Source organism: Candidatus Poribacteria bacterium (assembly GCA_009839745.1).
GTDB lineage: Bacteria > Poribacteria > WGA-4E > WGA-4E > WGA-3G > WGA-3G.
Window position 1 is genome coordinate 1 of the sequence record VXPE01000012.1, and the last position, 14,969, is coordinate 14,969.

Genomic DNA, 14,969 nt, shown 5'->3' on the forward strand with positions numbered 1-14,969 from the left:
ACAGGTGAAACGGTGCGGTAAAAGCGCACCAGTCCATAAGGTGACTTATGGAGCTTGGTAAACCCCATCCGGAGCAAGGTAAATGGGGGACATATACAGGCGTGCCCGTCTCGTCCCCAGGTAACCGCTTGAGGTGGATGGTAACATCCATCCCAGATGAATGACCGTCACATACAGAATCCGGCTTATTCTCAACTCAAGTCTTTTAACGATTCGCAAGGCGTTAAATCAGGCGATTGGTTTCACAAAGTTCTTCGCTAACGTGCCGCCTGCGCCGGTGTTGCAGGCTGCCTTCATTCAATCCACAAGTGTTTTGAACTCTTAACGTTATCAGGACTTACGCAATTTTGACTGTAGCCCGTTCTGTGAGATGAGATTTTTCGGAAAACACAGCGTTCTGGTGGAAACCCAAACTAAAAGTTTGTGCTACAAAAGAGCAGTATGCGTAAGTCCTACGTTATAATTCTTCTCTTTCTTTTATAGTAAAACCCGTAATTACCTTTACACTTTTTTGCATCGGCGAGGTTAGGAAACCTCGCCTACCGGGGGCAGAAGTGTAAACTTATTTTCAAAATCTACTATAAGACTTGGGGTTACGGCTCAGACGAGAATCCGCCGCCGCCCGGCGTTTCTATCCGAATGACATCCCCTTCGCGCGTAGAAATGGAGACCTTACTCGCTAACGGCGTTTCTTCTCCACCGGAAATTAGCACGTTACGTCCCGGTGTTCCCGATTCACCGCCTTGCAATCCGTAGGGGCCCCGCTTTCGCCGATCTGAAAGGATCGTGACCTCGGCATCCGTAAGAAGCCGCAATGCCCGAATGACACCTGCCCCGCCTCGGAACTTCCCTGCCCCGCCTGTTCCGCGCCGAATCGAGTATGCCGCCACTTGCATCGGATAGCTCGTCTCAATCGCCTCTATAGGTGTATTCATCGTATTCGTCATGTGTGTGTGGATAGCATCAATTCCGTCTCGATTTGGGCGTGCGCCCATTCCGCCCGCAATCGTTTCATAATAAGTAAAGTCCTTCCCGCGCGAAACATCATACCCGCCTATCGTGAGGTTATTCATGGTGCCGGAACTCGCAGCGGGAATCTGATCCGGACAGGCTTGCGCCAATGCGCCGAGCAGCACATCAACAATACGCTGCGATGTTTCGACATTTCCCCCTGCGACCGCTGCTGGAAATTTTGCGTTCACAACGGTTCCCTCTGGCGCAACGACCCGAATCGGTTCCAAACACCCGGCATTGGCAGGAACGTCTGCACCCGCGATACATCGAAAGGCATAAAAAACAGCGGAGAGCGTAATTGCGTAAATCGCGTTCACTGAACCTCGGGCCTGCTGCGCCGTGCCCGTGAAGTCAACCACTGCGGTATCATCTTCGATCTCAATCGCAACCCGTATCTCAATAGGTTTATCAGTGATGCCATCATTATCAAGCATATCAGTGTATGTATAACGTCCATTCGGGATTTCCCGAAGGCGTGCCCTGACCATCCGACTTGCATACGCACAGAGTTCCTGCATGTATTGCGTAATTTCCGGCGCGCCATACTTGTCCACCATCTCCCGGAGTCGCCGTTCACCGACACGGTTCGCAGCGAGCTGCGCTTCCATATCGCCGCGGCGTTCCTCAGGCGTGCGGACATTCGCGAGAATGAATTCCCAAAGGTCGGTGTCCAATTCTCCACCCTGGATGAGTTTAATGGGTGGAATTCGGATGCCTTCCTGAATGACACTCGTCGCAATTGGCATGGAACCGGGGGTCATCCCGCCCACATCGGCGTGATGCGCGCGATTGGCGACAAAAAAGACAGGTTTTTTAATTTCCCTTGCGGTTCGTTCATCTGATGCTTCTTCAACAATATCTGCATCTGAGAAGACAGGCGCGACGAGCGTAATATCCGGTAGGTGGGTGCCACCGCGATAGGGATCATTAAGGGCAATCATATCGCCGGGCATCATTTCGATAGCGTCAATCGCAGCAAGAACCGAAAGGGGCATGGAACCGAGGTGCACAGGGATATGCGCGGCTTGTGCAACCATTTTACCTGTGTTATCAAACACGGCACACGAAAAATCGAGTCGTTCTTTGATATTCGGTGAGAACGCTGTGCGTTGTAGCGTTACGCCCATCTCCTCGGCAACCGAGGTCAGTATATTCTTGTAAAGCTCAAGTTTAATAGGATCAGTGTTCATTGTGTTTCAATATTTGCGTTGGTTCGTAAGTAGCGTCAATGTTCAGAAGTTAGTTGCATTTTAACATTGTCTCTTATAATATGCAAGGAAAGATTCGTTAGGAGAATTCCAGATGAAACAGGTCAATATTGCGTTAATCGGCGCGGGTGGGATGGCAAACGGTGTCCATTATCCGTCGCTCAGAGAGTGTGAAGATGTGAATCTTGTTGGATTGTGTGACGTGATTCCATCAAAACTTCAGGCAACAGCCGAACGCTTTGAGATTGAGGATACATTCACTGACTATAAACGGATGCTTGAGAAGACGAGTCCCGATGCGGTGTATATCCTCATGCCGCCGCAACACCTATTTCCGCTCGTCATTCACTGTCTGTCGCAACAGCATCACGTTTTTATTGAGAAACCGCCCGGTGTTACACTTCACCAAACCAAAGAAATGGAACGTGCTGCAGAGAAAAACGACTGCAAGTCGATGGTCGGTTTCAACCGTCGCTTTATCCCTCTCCTGCAAAAGGTCAAAACGATCGTTGAAAAGCAGGGTCCGATCCTTCAGTGCATGTCAACCTTCCACAAAAACACACCGGATGCGCGCTATTACGACGGCGTGATAGACGTCCTAACATGTGATGCCATCCACGCCGTGGATGCACTCCGATGGCTTGGTGGCGGTGACGTAAAAGCCGTCGCGAGCGACATCAACAGTTTCTATTCCGAGCGCGAAAACAGTTTCAACGCCCTTGTTAAATTCAGTAGCGGTGCCTCAGGGTATCTGTGTACGAACTGGGCAGTCGGCGGTCGTATCCATACATTTGAGATGCATGCGCGTGAGATTTCCGCCTATATCAATCCAGATCCCGGGGGACGCGCCACCCTTCACACACCCAACGGAAACCCAACGGAAATTACGCCTGAAGAAGCCGCAGGATCCGATGCTACACACAGGGCTTACGGATTTTATGGAGAGAGCAGACATTTTGTCGACTGTATCCAGCAGAACCAGCAGCCGTTAACCTGTTTCGCGGACGCAGTCAAGACGATGGAACTCGTAGCAGCTATCTATCAAAACCGGATAGATGCTTGAACAGTCAACACGTAAAATAAATTGGCATGTTTCTTGCTATAGATATTGTAATGAAAGGTCACTCATTAACATTATGGATACACACCACATACCCGTTTTGTGTGATAAAGTGATTGATTTTCTCAGTCCAAAATCGGATGGTATTTACATAGATGGCACTGTTGGATTAGGGGGGCATAGTGCTGCTATTTTAGAGACTTCCGCACCTAACGGACGCGTGATCGGAATCGATTTAGATGTTGAGGCTCTCAGTATCGCAAAAAGTAGATTACACGTCTTCGGGGAGCGTTCTTCTCTCATTAACGGTAATTTTGCTGAGATGGATGCCTTATTGGAAACCAGACACTCGATTCATGCTGTAGACGGTATCGTGCTTGACTTAGGTGTGTCGTCCCTGCAGGTCGACACACCCCACCGAGGTTTCAGTTTCAACCATACCGGTCCGTTAGATATGCGCATGAATGCGCGACAGATGTTAAATAGCGAACGGGAAACGGATATTACAGCGATGCGGGTCGTCAACAACAGTCCAATGGATGCCCTTATTGATATTTTCAAGCGGTATGGCGAAGAACGATTCGCGAGACGGATTGCCCATCGGATTATTCAGACGAGACAAGAAACACCAATAATGACAACAACGCAACTCGCAAAGATTGTCAAGCGAGCTGTCCCCAAAGGCGTATCCAAAATCCATCCTGCGACCCGTGTATTTCAGGCACTTCGCATTCATATCAACGCCGAATTGGAGAATCTCGAAACGGGTTTAGACGTTGCAATACAACTTTTGCGACAGGGCGGTTGTCTATGTATTATCACGTTTCATTCGCTTGAAGATAGAATTGTCAAACACTATTTTCAGAAATGCGCACGGACGTGTATCTGTCCGCCGAAAACGCCGATCTGTATTTGTGAACACACCGCATCTTTGGAAATTCTCACGAAGCGTCCTATATCACCAGACGCGGTTGAAGTTCAACACAACCGGCGAGCGCGAAGTGCTAAACTACGCGTCGCTCGCAAATTGTAGGGTAAGGTGTCTCCATTTTCGACCCTAAAAGAAAAAATGTATCTTAAATACAGTATTCAACGTTTAAAAAAGAGAACCTTTGCCACTTATGGTGCCCCTATCTCTATACAATAAAGTGCGTAGTCCGTGATGAAATGGATTAAAAAATTAAATAAATGGAAACATTACATAATAGTCATTCAACACGCATTACCAATACAGAAGCCCCAAAACCGAAAAAGAGATTCCCGTTAGCATATATTGTTCTGGTGCTATCCTTTTGTACCTTCGCCGGCAGCATCTGGTTCTCATCTTATGCGAAGAAGGTTGCTTTGCAACGGCAGCCCACTTACGAGCGGCAGAAACGCCAAATTCAGGACGAAATTCATCGACTCGAATTGAAAGAATCAACCTTAACCGGTGTGCAAAGGATTCGGCAAATCGCGGCCGAACTCGGCATGGTTGAACCTACCGAAGCCTCGCAAGTCGTTTGGGATAAATAGTGGAAGTGCCCTATTTTTATAGAACAAAGTGCGTAGCTCGTAGTGAAATTAGATTCTCCTTAAATGGCATAATTTCTTAACTTTACATTTGGAGAGCGGATTCGAGAAAAGAACGTTAGAACGCCAATTCACGGCGTTTAACCGCAAGGTATAATTAAAAAATGAAAAACAATTCACATTTATCCATTCGCCGATTGGTTTTCGTACTGATTATACTGCAGGTGGGTTTCCTGTTATTGGTCGGTAAACTGTTCAACGTTCAACTCTCCAACGATGCCATCCGCCAAGGCCCCTCTGGACACCCTTGGGGCTCCACGCGCACAGCAGCGGTAAAACGCGGCAAAATTTTGGACAGACATGGGAATGTTTTCGCCTTGAGCCGTCACAGCCTCTCCGTCTATGCGGATCCGACGTATATGAAAATCGATCCGATTGACGCTGCTCAGAGACTCGCCCCGGTTTTAGGGGTTCCCGAATCCGAATTGCTTGCCAAACTTCGCCGCAAGGATAAACGGTTTGTATGGCTCAAAAAGGATATAGATTACGAGTTACTTGACGAAATTCGCGCAATTGAGAAAGACATCCGTGGCATAAAGCATGAGGTCGAACAGCAACGTACCTATCCGAAAGGGAAACTCGCCGCCCAAGTTATTGGACATATAAACGACCAAAATATGGGTGAGGGAATTGAGTACCAGTACAACAATTACCTTTTGAACGCGCGGGAACGACAAGCAGCACGACGGGCAGAAGCCGCCCGTAACGAACCCATAAACTTATTAACCAAGGGTGATTCCACCGACGATTATGGGTATAGCGTGGTTCTGACCCTTGACGAATATATTCAGTACGTCGCCGAGAAGGAATTAGCAGCAGCGTGTCGAAAATGGAACGCACCACGAGGGACCGCCATCGTCTTGGCATCAAAAACGGCAGAGATATTGGCACTCGCAAGCTACCCCACGTATGATTTGAATCATTATACCCTCGGCAGTGAGCAAGCAAAAAGGAATCTCGGTGTTTGGTTCGCGTATGAACCCGGTTCGATTTTTAAAATCATTGCATCCTCTGCTGTTTTGAACGAGGGCATTATGAGCCCTGAGTCAACGGTTTTTTGCGAAAACGGACGGTACCGACTCCCAAACGGTAGAATCATCCGAGACGTATCTGGGAAAGGATGGCTTACCTTAGAAGAAGTCCTCCACAAATCCAGTAACATCGGTATGATTAAAGTCGTCAAGGAATTGGGACATGAGAACCTTAGTACCTACATTGAAAAATACGGCTTTGGAAAAGCAACCGGTGTAGACCTACCTTATGAGCACAACGGAAGTCTTTATGCCGTAAAGCACTGGGATACGCATTCTCTTGGCTCCGTCCCTTTTGGCCAAGGAATTATGGTGACCCCTCTTCAGATGGTGAGCGCTTTAAACGTCATTGCGAACGATGGAAAACTCCTCCGCCCACATATTACCCGAGAAATTCGGGACAGTAATGGAAAGGTGATTGAAAAGAAATACGCCATTGATGTCCGACAGGTAATCCGCCCGACAGTCGCAAAACAGATGGCAGAGATACTCGTCGGGGTCGTTGAAGATGGAAGTGGTAGACGGGCACGTGTTGAAGGCTATCGCGTAGCAGGAAAAACAGGAACAGCTCAAAAGGCTGAAAAAGACGGTAAAGGCTATGCTGGCAAAGAGATCATGTCTTTTATGGGATTCCTACCAGCAGAGAATCCGATGGTATCAATAATCGTCATGCTCGATGAACCGAAAGGCGCACGTTTTAGCGGACAAATCGCAGGACCGCTTTTTCAGCAAATCGCTGCCCAAACAATGCAATACTTGAAGCAAACTGAGTTCTTCGGACCCGAACTTCAAAGGCTCCCCGACTTTTCATCTGTTGTGACAAAACAATCACCGACGCTGAAAGGAGAGGGGCTGTGAGGCTTCATAAACTGCTCCGCGGACTTAACATTACCACAAGTTCTGGATCGCCGGATATTGATATTACCGGTGTTGTCAGCGACAATCGGAACGTCGAACCAGGTAATGCTTTCGTCTGTTATCAAGGCATCAACGTGGATAGCCACGACTTCATTCCAGATGCGCTTCAAAAAGGAGCAGCAGTTGTCATTGGTGAAAAACCGATAACGGCGATAGAGACACAAGGAAGGTTTCCGATCACATACCTGCAAGTTCCCTGCGGACGCCAAGCGATGTCCTTGATTGCCGCCAATTGGCACGGGAACCCTGCCAAACACCTCAAACTCATCGGTATTACAGGCACCAACGGTAAAACCTCAACAGCACATCTCATACACGCTATATTCAAGGCAAGCGGGCAGAAAACGGCACTCATTGGAACAGTTGGGCACCAGTACACGAACGCCCAAGGCAAAGAGAAAATATTTCCCGCTTCTCTTACGACTCCCGATGCGTTCGCACTCCACGCGCTTTTCAAGCAGTTTACGATGGACAACGTCGAGTCTGTTACGATGGAAACCTCCTCGCAAGGGTTAGCACTCCAACGACTCGCAGGGCTTACCTTTGATACCGCAGTTTTTACCAACTTCACCCAAGACCACCTTGATTACCATCAAACGATGGAAGCATATTTAAAGGCGAAACTGATGCTGTTCGAGCAACTCGACAAGGAAGGTGTTGCTATTTTGAACAGTGATTCACCGGTGGCGGAGCGTATTGTCCATATTTGCACTGATTTGCAGAAACCTTTGACATACGGTCTTGGTGAAAAATCAGATCTATACGCAGCGGATATTAATTTTTCTCATAATCAATTGACGTTTACAGCCGTTACGCCAGATGGACGGATTCCGGCGAAGTTGCGTTTACTGGGAGAATATAACCTTTACAACGCTCTTGCCGCCATCGCTGTCGGGCTCTGTTACGATTGTCCGATCCCAGCGATCCAGGAAGGTCTCGCCGCGACTGTCGTTCCTGGACGGTTTGAACTTATTGATCGAGGACAGGATTTCGCAGTCATCGTTGACTATGCCCACACACCCGATGGCTTAGAAAATGTCCTGACTGCTGCCAAACGGGTCGCCGAACGTAATTTAATTTGTGTTTTCGGATGCGGCGGCGATAGGGATAACGGCAAGCGTCCGAAGATGGGAAATATTTCGGCACAAATTGCGGATTATAGCGTGATTACCTCCGACAATCCGCGCACTGAGGCCCCTGATGAAATCATCACGCAAATTGTGTCAAATTTACCACATGACACCAAATATGTGTGCATTCCAGAGAGACGTGACGCTATCCACCACGCAATCGCGACGGCAAAATCCGGTGATGTTGTTGTAATCGCGGGTAAAGGACATGAAGATTACCAGGAAATTAATGGCAAACGATTTCCCTTTGACGATAGGGTTGTGGCTTCAGATTTTTTAAGCGATTCTGTCTGAGCGGGGTTTCAGGTTTCCCGAAGAATTCTGATGATTCAAAATCTGCAAGGACGAAGCACACAGCAGCTCGTACTCAATAATTTAAAAATCGCATATCAGGTTGCCGGAGAGGGTGACGGGGTTCTCCTCCTGCATGGCTGGGGTGGAGAAGCGGCGAGTTTTCAACCTGTCTTTGATTGGCTCGCACAATCTCACAAAGTCTACGCACTCGATTTGCCAGGGTTCGGCCAGAGTCAAATTCCACCTACAGCGTGGAACAGTTCCGACTATGCACAGTTCGTTATAGCGTTCATGGAGAAACTTGGCATTCCAAAGGCTCACTTCATCGGTCACTCCTTTGGTGGTAGAATTTCGATTATCGTCGCAGCGGAATACCCTGAAAAAGTCGATAAACTTATTTTAGTTGACAGTGCGGGAATCATACCGCCTCGAACCGCCAAATACCACCTTCGCGTAGGTTTGGTAAAAATCGGTAAATTGCTCCGCCGATGCGGCAAATATGGTGTTATCGTTGCAGACGCGATGTCCGCACGTGCCGGCTCTAAAGATTACCAGAACGCTGGAGATATGCGTGCCACACTTGTCAAAGTCGTGAATCAAGATCTGCGTGCATTCTTGCCACGGATAACCGCGTCAACCCTGCTCATCTGGGGGGAAGACGATAAGGATACACCCGTGGCTTTCGGGCAAATTATGGAAAAAGAAATACCTGATGCCGGATTGGTTGTCCTCAAGGAAGCAGGACACTTTTCGTATCTTGATCAGTTCCCGCAGTTCTGCCGAATTGTCGCAAGTTTTTTGAATATTTAACGGGCAGTCAAAGGGAAAATTAGAAGTTGTATTCTGAGTAATATCTAAAACGTAGCCTGCAACAACGGTGCAGGCGGATTTAAGGAACGCACGTAATAGTCCAAACGCACGTGTTTTTGCTTGGGTGTTTCTGCGTATTACTCCGCAAGGAATAATTAAAAAATGTTTTTCTACTTTGCGACGCTCACCTGTTTAGTAAGGGCTGTTGTCAGGACCACGCGTGGCCTCCATATACTCCAACTCGATGGCTATAAGACGGGTCGGTACCTGAAGTGGATAGGTCAGCATCTGAGGAATTGTTTTGAAATCAAGGAGATTCTCACTATTGGCGGACTTCTCATCCTGACAGCGTTCTATCCACAATACAGTGATACGTGGCTGTTTCCTGTGCTGTGTTTGGTTTGGGGTGGGTTCCAAATCTACATGATCACGCAACGGAAAAAGGTCGAAGCAAAAAAACCGCTCGTTTACACGGCACGCGCGAAACGGGTGTTTGGACTCTCAATCTGCTTGCTTGTTGGTATTGCGACAACACTCGTGCTTATAGCTCAGACGAGTCCGTGGCGAATTGCGATCTTCCTCTTTAGCGAAGTAACTGTCATTAATTTAACAATTGCGAATCTTCTTCTCTATCCTTTGGAGCGGACCATACACGGCGCGTATTTCTTTTCAGCGAAAAAGCGAATCAAGACGCTCCAGCCCAAAGTTATCGGAATCACAGGAAGTTACGGCAAGACAAGCACGAAATATATTTTACATCAGATTTTGTCCCAAAAATTTAACGCATTGATGACACCCGACAGTTACAATACACCCATGGGTATTTGCAAAGTCATCCGCGGGGACCTTACCGCCGAACATGAGATATTTATTGTCGAAATGGGGGCTTATAAACGTGGCGACATCCGTGAGTTGTGTAACTTAGCCTCTCCTCAAATCGGCATTCTCACCGCTGTCGGACCTCAGCACTTAGAACGATTCAAAAGTATAGAGAATATTGCCAAAACGAAATATGAGTTGATTGAGTCCCTCCCATCGGGTGGACTTGCGGTTTTCAACTGCGATAATGAAATCTGCGCTGGACTTGCCGATAGAAGGGGACAAGATGGAAATCCAGTGCTTCGGTACGCGACAGAACCTTTTCCGGTAGCCTCGGCTGCTGAGCGTGCTGAGTTAACCGCCAAGAACATTCAACACACCGACGAAGGGCTTGCTTTCACAATACACACATCCGTCGGTCCGGAAACCGAAATTCAGACCCGACTTTTGGGGAGGCATAACGTATCCAATATCCTCGCTGCAACGGCAGTTGCGGTGGAATGTGGAATGACGCTTGCGGAAATTCGGGTAGCAATCGCCAATGTTGAACCCGTCCCACACCGCTTGCAATTGACCGCCAGCGAAGGCAACGTAACCATCATTGACGATAGTTTCAACTCGAATCCAGTCGGCGCGAAAGCGGCTCTTGAAGTCCTCACTGAAATCCAAGGTGGTAAAAAAGTTTTAGTGACACCTGGGATGGTAGAACTCGGTGAAAGGGAATACGAAGAAAATAAACGTCTCGGAGAACACGCAGCCGATGTCTGTGATTTGGTCATTTTAGTGGGTCCCAAGCGGACAACTCCGATTTTAGACGGTTTGAAAGCCGTCCAATATCCAAACCAACAAATCATTGTTGCCCTCAATTTGGAAGAAGTCAAACAACATTTAGCAACACAGGTTCGAGCCGGTGATGTTGTCCTTTTTGAAAACGACCTCCCGGACAGTTATAATGAGGAACAGCAGTCGGCTACGGGTTGACAGTTTTTTTAATAAACGGAAAGGAACACCGAAAGTTCAGATGCCCCTGACCGAACCGCAAGGAAAAATTAAATGTCAAAATACAATGTAGCCCTTATATGTGGCGGATGCACACCTGAACATGAAGTCTCAATCGTAACCGCCCATCAGGTTTGTCTTGCCTTACAAGACCTCAGTGGTGAATCGGGCGGGCATCACGTTATCCCGATTTATGTCACAAAAAATGGCGAGTGGTTAACCGGGGATGCCCTTCGCGATTTGTCCACCTTTACCGATGGAAATCTGCCACATCCAACCGACTTCGACAAAGTCAGCGTTGAATTTCATCCGAACCCGCAATTTGTTGTTACCGCAAAACATTGGCTCGGTCAAAACATTCAAAAAAGAACGGTCCTTCCGGTAGATGTCGTGTTTCCATCAATACACGGTATGCACGGCGAAGATGGAACGCTTCAAGGTCTACTTGAACTTATGAACCTGCCTTACGTCGGTGCGCGAGTCGTCGGTGCTGCTGTCGGTATGGATAAAATCATGATGAAGGCGATTCTCAGTGAAAATGGACTTCCGATACTTCCGTATTTATGTTGGACCCATCATGATTGGGAAACGCGCCGTGCCGAACTCATTAAAAAGGTGGAAGCCTCGCTTTCTTATCCACTGTTTGTGAAACCTGCAATGAGCGGCTCAAGTATTGGAGTCAGCCATGTTAAGAATCAAGATGAACTTTGCGCTGCTGCGGAAGTGGCGGGGCATTATTCGCGCAGGATTCTCGTCGAGAAAGCGGTCGAGAATCCACTCGAAATCAACTGTGCTGTAATGGGCACAGACGATCCAAGCCCCTCTGTCTGCGAGCAGCCTGTGACACAGGAAACCAACTTTCTCAGTTTTGACGACAAATATATCCATCAAAATGGTGAATCTTCAGGAATGGCAGGTGCAGACAGAAAAATTCCTGCACCCATTTCAGAAAAATTGACGTTACATATACAAAATCTGGCAATACAGACCTTTCAGGTTTTAGATTGCGCGGGTGTCGCACGTATCGACTTTCTCATAGATGCAAACGAGAACGTTTACGTGAATGAAATCAACACCATTCCGGGATCATATAGTTACTACTTGTGGACGCATCAAGGTATTGCGTTTCCACAACTCGTATCAGATCTCATCGATTTAGCACTGACGGTACACGCAGAGAAAAATGCGTTAACCTATACATATACGACGAACCTCCTAAGCCAAGCAGGGGCGAGTTTCGCCAAATTGAAGAAAGGCGACAAGTTAGGAGACACTGTGTAAAATGGTTATCGGTTGTCAGGAGAGCGTGTGGGAGCTGCAATAGTTTTGAATACCATAAATTGCTCTTAACTGACACCTGACACCTGACACCTGACACCTAAAAATGTTTTACCATCTGCTATATGAGAATCTCGTTGAGGTCTTTTCGCCATTCAACATTTTTCGCTATATCAGTATCCGAGCAATTTATGCAACGGCAACATCGCTGATTATCGCGCTTGTTTTGGGACCGTTCATGATAAATCGGCTCAAACAACTGCAGATCGGCGAACACATACGCGAAGAGGGACCCAAAGATTACCAGAGCAAAGCAGGTACCCCAACAATGGGGGGCGTGCTTATTATCGTTTCTGTGCTGATATCGGTAGTGTTCTGGTCGCGTTTGGATCAACCCTATATCTATTTGATGATCCTAACAACCCTCTGGTTCGGTGGACTTGGATTCTTAGATGATTACAGCAAATTGGTAAAACAACAATCCTTAGGACTTCGAGGTTGGCATAAGATTGGACTTCAAACAGTAGGCGCATTAGTGATTGCTGGTTATCTTTACCAGTGGGGACCCGCGCATACGGGAGATATAACAACACGAACATCGCTGGCTCTCCCTTTTTTCAAAGATGTTCACCCAAGCTTAGGGATTCTGTTTATCCCGTTCGCAACGTTGGTCATCGTTGGGACCTCTAACGCCGTCAATCTCACAGATGGCATGGATGGCTTAGCAATTGGATGTACCCTGTTTGTTGCGGGGACCTTAGGTATAGTCGGGTACATGACAAGCCACAGTGAGATCGCAGCGTACCTGAACATCTTTCATCTACCAGTAGGGGGAGAAGTTACAACTGTTTTCTGTGCAGCGTTAGTCGGGGCAGGTTTGGGATTTTTATGGTATAATGGGCATCCTGCCCAAGTCTTTATGGGAGATACTGGATCGCTGGCACTCGGTGCCACACTTGGAACGGTGGCAGTGCTTATAAAGCAAGAATTTCTACTCGTGATAGTCGGTGCTATCTTCGTCGCTGAAGCCTTATCGGTTATTATCCAAGTCTGGTCATTCCGTACATTTGGTAAACGTGTGTTCAAGATGTCTCCTATCCACTATCATTTTCTACTCTCAGGGTGGAAGGAATCCAAAGTTGTCATCCGATTTTGGATTGTCGGGCTTATTTTGGTCTTAATAGCCTTAAGTACATTGAAACTTCGGTAATTTTGGTTGTCAGTTATCGGTTAAAGACGGATATGATTTAACCAAACCCACTTGTAACTGAATACCGATAACCCGGAAAAAAATGCAATTACATGGAAAACGTGTCACAGTTTTTGGTTTGAATCGGAGCGGGATCGCTGCAGCGAAATTACTCTATTCACAGGGTGCAGTTGTTACGCTTACAGACACCCGCGCTCGTGAAGCGTTATCAGCGGAAATTGCTGCGCTCAATGCGCCCCCTGAACCCAGCAAAGCACAGACGGCTAACAGTAGGCTTTCAAACACCTGCAATCCGTATCAAACATATTTCGGTGGGCACCCTTTGGAATGCATTACAGATGCAGCCCTTATCGTAGTTTCTCCGGGAGTGCCGCTTGACATTCCGATCCTGTGCGATGCGCGATCGAGAAACCTTCCAATCCTTGCAGAATTGGAAGTCGCCGCGAGTGTGTGCCCGGCAACAATCGTCGCCATCACAGGCACGAAAGGTAAATCAACAACAACACTCCTCACAGCTGCCATACTAAAAGCTGGTGGTAGATTTCCAAACGTTTGCGTTGCTGGCAACATCGGTGTCCCGTTAGCCGCGGAAGTTCAAAACCTGACAAGTCGAGATATAGTCGTTGTTGAAGTAAGCAGTTTTCAGTTGGAGAGCACCGTGACATTTCATCCAAAGGTTAGCGTCGTGCTTAACCTGTCTCGCGACCACTTAGACAGACACGGAACAATGTCCGCCTATCGCGGGGCAAAACAGAAAATCTCTGAAAATCAAACAACTGCGGATTGGATAATCCTCAATGATTCAGAGGCATCTGTCAAGGATTTCGCAGCATCAACATCAGCGGAAGCCGTCTATTTTACCAACAAAGGTGCCCCCGAAACTTCGTCGTTCTCAGGAACATTTAGAGAGGGTTCGGAACTTTTCGTGCAGCAGCATGGAATACGCGAGAAAATATGTAACATCGCGGACATTCCACTCCCAGGCGCACACAACGTCCAGAACGTCCTCGCCGCCATCGCTGTCGGGCGGATATTTGGTGTAACAGGGGCAGAAATCCGAGAAGCCCTGCAATGCTTTGATCGATCGCACCCCGCCTTATCCCATGCTTTTGAGTTGGTGCGGACCTTAGAAGGTGTCCGGTTTATAAATGATTCAAAAGCGACAAACGTAGCAGCCGTCAAAGCAGCCCTTGAATCATTAGCAGATGCTCAAGTTCTACTCATAATGGGAGGATACGACAAGGGTAATGATTACACACCGCTGCGTGAAATCGTTCAAACTCGGGTTAAAGGCGCAGTCATGCTCGGTGAGTACACCCAACAGATTGAAAAGACCCTCGCCGATACAACGAAAATAATGAAAGCGAAAACAATGGCAGAGGCTGTGCAGGTGGCACATAAACACGCGGTGCCGGGCGATGTCGTGCTGTTGTCTCCGGCAAATGCAAGTTTTGACATGTATTCCGATTATAAAGCAAGAGGCACTGACTTTAAAGAAGCAGTTGATGCCCTTTAACCCCGTTGATGCCCTTTAACCCCAAGGTAGTATAGGCACACTCCGGTGCTGTTATAATAACCCAAGTTGCTATTGTTCTCCAAAGAGTTGTTTAATGCTTGTAGCGATGA

At 47.6% G+C, this 14,969-nt stretch carries 11 protein-coding genes and 1 other RNA gene; 11 read left to right on the plus strand and 1 reads right to left on the minus strand.

Going from position 1 to position 14,969, the window contains the following annotated elements:
- Nucleotides 1-203, plus strand: an RNA gene (gene rnpB, locus F4X88_02075) — RNase P RNA component class A; the annotation flags it as partial.
- A 390-nt stretch (nt 204-593) separates the two neighbouring features.
- Here the strand turns inward: rnpB and F4X88_02080 are convergent.
- Complete coding sequence (locus F4X88_02080; protein ID MYA55059.1) at nt 594-2,204, minus strand: hydantoinase B/oxoprolinase family protein; 1,611 nt, start codon at nt 2,202-2,204, stop codon at nt 594-596.
- Nucleotides 2,205-2,316: 112 nt separating this feature from the next.
- On the opposite strand from F4X88_02080, the gene F4X88_02085 reads away from it, so the two are divergent.
- The 10 genes from F4X88_02085 (at nt 2,317) to murD (ending at nt 14,859) form a co-directional block, all read left to right on the plus strand.
- Nucleotides 2,317-3,285 carry a Gfo/Idh/MocA family oxidoreductase gene (locus tag F4X88_02085; GenBank protein ID MYA55060.1) on the plus strand — a complete coding sequence of 323 codons (969 nt, stop codon included), beginning with the start codon at nt 2,317-2,319 and terminating at the stop codon, nt 3,283-3,285.
- A gap of 70 nt (nt 3,286-3,355) precedes the next feature.
- The gene (gene rsmH / locus F4X88_02090) at nt 3,356-4,315 is read left to right on the plus strand and encodes a 16S rRNA (cytosine(1402)-N(4))-methyltransferase RsmH (protein MYA55061.1); all 960 of its coding nucleotides are present in this window, start codon (nt 3,356-3,358) and stop codon (nt 4,313-4,315) included.
- 155 nt (nt 4,316-4,470) lie between these two features.
- Nucleotides 4,471-4,797 carry a hypothetical protein gene (locus F4X88_02095; protein ID MYA55062.1) on the plus strand — a complete coding sequence of 109 codons (327 nt, stop codon included), beginning with the start codon at nt 4,471-4,473 and terminating at the stop codon, nt 4,795-4,797.
- Between the two features lie 161 nt (nt 4,798-4,958).
- The gene (locus tag F4X88_02100; GenBank protein MYA55063.1) at nt 4,959-6,743 is read left to right on the plus strand and encodes a penicillin-binding protein 2; all 1,785 of its coding nucleotides are present in this window, start codon (nt 4,959-4,961) and stop codon (nt 6,741-6,743) included.
- Entirely contained in the window at nt 6,695-8,227 is a 1,533-nt protein-coding gene (locus F4X88_02105) for a UDP-N-acetylmuramoyl-L-alanyl-D-glutamate--2,6-diaminopimelate ligase (GenBank protein MYA55064.1), read from the plus strand. The genes F4X88_02100 and F4X88_02105 overlap by 49 nt, the downstream gene beginning before the upstream one ends.
- 30 nt (nt 8,228-8,257) lie before the next feature.
- Entirely contained in the window at nt 8,258-9,037 is a 780-nt protein-coding gene (locus tag F4X88_02110) for an alpha/beta hydrolase (GenBank protein MYA55065.1), read from the plus strand.
- A 162-nt stretch (nt 9,038-9,199) separates the two neighbouring features.
- On the plus strand, nt 9,200-10,837 hold the full coding sequence (locus tag F4X88_02115; GenBank protein MYA55066.1) for a UDP-N-acetylmuramoyl-tripeptide--D-alanyl-D-alanine ligase: 1,638 nt from the start codon (nt 9,200-9,202) through the stop codon (nt 10,835-10,837).
- Between the two features lie 72 nt (nt 10,838-10,909).
- Nucleotides 10,910-12,136 carry a D-alanine--D-alanine ligase gene (locus F4X88_02120; GenBank protein MYA55067.1) on the plus strand — a complete coding sequence of 409 codons (1,227 nt, stop codon included), beginning with the start codon at nt 10,910-10,912 and terminating at the stop codon, nt 12,134-12,136.
- A gap of 103 nt (nt 12,137-12,239) precedes the next feature.
- Complete coding sequence (locus tag F4X88_02125) at nt 12,240-13,343, plus strand: phospho-N-acetylmuramoyl-pentapeptide-transferase (protein ID MYA55068.1); 1,104 nt, start codon at nt 12,240-12,242, stop codon at nt 13,341-13,343.
- An 82-nt stretch (nt 13,344-13,425) separates the two neighbouring features.
- Nucleotides 13,426-14,859 carry a UDP-N-acetylmuramoyl-L-alanine--D-glutamate ligase gene (gene murD / locus F4X88_02130; protein MYA55069.1) on the plus strand — a complete coding sequence of 478 codons (1,434 nt, stop codon included), beginning with the start codon at nt 13,426-13,428 and terminating at the stop codon, nt 14,857-14,859.
- The last annotated feature ends 110 nt before the right edge of the window (nt 14,860-14,969 follow it).

Excerpts from the sequence above, each read along its gene's own strand:
- F4X88_02080 (MYA55059.1), bottom strand. The coding sequence starts at position 2,204 with ATGAACACTGATCCTATTAAACTTGAGCTTTACAAGAATATACTGACC.
- F4X88_02085 (MYA55060.1), top strand. The coding sequence starts at position 2,317 with ATGAAACAGGTCAATATTGCGTTAATCGGCGCGGGTGGGATGGCAAAC.
- F4X88_02095 (MYA55062.1), top strand. The coding sequence starts at position 4,471 with ATGGAAACATTACATAATAGTCATTCAACACGCATTACCAATACAGAA.
- F4X88_02100 (MYA55063.1), top strand. The coding sequence starts at position 4,959 with ATGAAAAACAATTCACATTTATCCATTCGCCGATTGGTTTTCGTACTG.
- F4X88_02110 (MYA55065.1), top strand. The coding sequence starts at position 8,258 with ATGATTCAAAATCTGCAAGGACGAAGCACACAGCAGCTCGTACTCAAT.
- F4X88_02115 (MYA55066.1), top strand. The coding sequence starts at position 9,200 with ATGTTTTTCTACTTTGCGACGCTCACCTGTTTAGTAAGGGCTGTTGTC.
- F4X88_02120 (MYA55067.1), top strand. The coding sequence starts at position 10,910 with ATGTCAAAATACAATGTAGCCCTTATATGTGGCGGATGCACACCTGAA.
- F4X88_02125 (MYA55068.1), top strand. The coding sequence starts at position 12,240 with ATGTTTTACCATCTGCTATATGAGAATCTCGTTGAGGTCTTTTCGCCA.
- murD (MYA55069.1), top strand. The coding sequence starts at position 13,426 with ATGCAATTACATGGAAAACGTGTCACAGTTTTTGGTTTGAATCGGAGC.